This window comes from Paraburkholderia sp. UYCP14C, from assembly GCF_004197395.1.
In the GTDB taxonomy this organism is placed as follows: domain Bacteria; phylum Pseudomonadota; class Gammaproteobacteria; order Burkholderiales; family Burkholderiaceae; genus Paraburkholderia.
In genome coordinates, this window is sequence record NZ_SELS01000235.1 from 1 (window position 1) to 1,589 (window position 1,589).

1 protein-coding gene is annotated in these 1,589 nt (G+C 63.9%); it reads left to right on the forward strand.

Annotation, left to right across the window (positions count from 1 at the left end):
* Nucleotides 1-10: 10 nt before the first annotated feature.
* Nucleotides 11-1,549 carry an IS21 family transposase gene (istA, locus tag EVC45_RS44510; protein WP_373683138.1) on the forward strand — a complete coding sequence of 513 codons (1,539 nt, stop codon included), beginning with the start codon at nucleotides 11-13 and terminating at the stop codon, nucleotides 1,547-1,549.
* Nucleotides 1,550-1,589: the final 40 nt, after the last annotated feature.

Sequence of the window (1,589 nt, forward strand, 5' to 3'; positions counted from 1 at the left end):
CGGAGGGCCGATGAGTCGAAGGAGGTTCGAAGTGTTTGAGTATCGACAGGTACTGGCGCGCATGCGTCAGGGTGATTCCGACCGCGACATTGCCAGCGCGCGCCTGATGGGGCGTGGGAAGCTGAAGACCGTCAGGCAAATCGCGCTCGCTCGGGGCTGGCTCGATCCCGGTCGGCCCTTGCCGGACGACGCCGAACTGGCAGCGATCTTCGGACACAATCCGAAGCTGCCGCGTAGCTGCGTCTCCACGATTGAACCGTTTCGCGATCTGGTGCGCGGCTGGTTTAACGCCGACGTGCAGGGCACGACAATCTTCAACGCGCTTCAGCGCAATCACGGCTATACGGGCAGCTATTCTGCAGTGCGGCGCTTCCTGCTGCACCTGAAGGCCGAGCGCGGCGCGAGAGCAACGACGATCCTGGAGTTCGCCCCGGCGGACGCAGCGCAGCTCGACTTCGGTGCCGGTCCCGTTTTGACACACGAATCCGGCGTACCGCTCAAGACATGGTTCTTCGTGATGACGCTTTGCTGGTCGCGGCACCAGTATGCAGAGCTCGTGCTGGATCAAACGGTCGAGACGTGGCTGGCCTGCCACCGGCGCGCCTTCGAATGGTTCGGCGGCCGCGTGGAGCGCGTCATCATAGACAACGCCAAATGCGCGATTACAAAGGCGTGTATGTACGATCCCGAGGTACAGCGCTCGTACGCCGCGCTGGCCGAGGGGTACGGCTTCCGGATCGATGCATGCCCTCCACACGATCCTGCGAAGAAGGGCGTCGTTGAGGCCGGAGTCAAATACATCAAACGATCCTTCGTGCCGCTGCGCGAATTCCGCGATCTCGCCGACGCCAACCGTCAATTGCGCGACTGGGTGATGCAGCAGGCCGGCACGCGCGAGCACGGCACGACGCGCGAGCAGCCGCTTGCACGTTTCGCCATCGAGAAGCCACTGCTCGCCGGACTGCCCGATGTGCCGCCAGTGCTGGCCGTATGGTGCGAGGTCAAGGTGCATACCGACGGGCACGTCGTCTACAGGAAGGCACTGTACTCGGTGCCGTTCACTCTCGTCGGCAAGCAGTTGTGGCTGAAGGCGACCGACACGGTCGTACAGGTGTTCCACCACCATGAACTCGTCGCGACCCATCCGCGGCTGCGCAAGCCCGGCGATCGCCACACGGTGCGTGACCACCAGCCGCCTGAAGCGCAAGCGTGGCTCGAGCACGATCCACAGTGGTGCCTGGCGCGGGCAAAGGATATCGGGCCGGCCTGCCACGCGCTCGTTCTCGCGATGTTCAACGACAAGGTGCTCGTCAACCTGCGCGGCGCGCAGGGCGTCGTGAGGCTTCGCGAGAAGGTCGGCGATCAACGGCTGGAGGCTGCGTGCGAGCGTGCGCTCGTGTTCGCCAGCCCCAGGTACCGCACCGTCAAGACGATCCTCGACAAGGGTCTGGACAGCCAGCCCACCGCATCACCAGCGCCGACGTCTGCCGACACCTACCTGAACGGCGGCCGCTTCGGCCGTGACCTCCATTCCCTTCTGATCCATTGAACGTCCATGAATCCATGTCCAGAACTGAACACGATCCTCA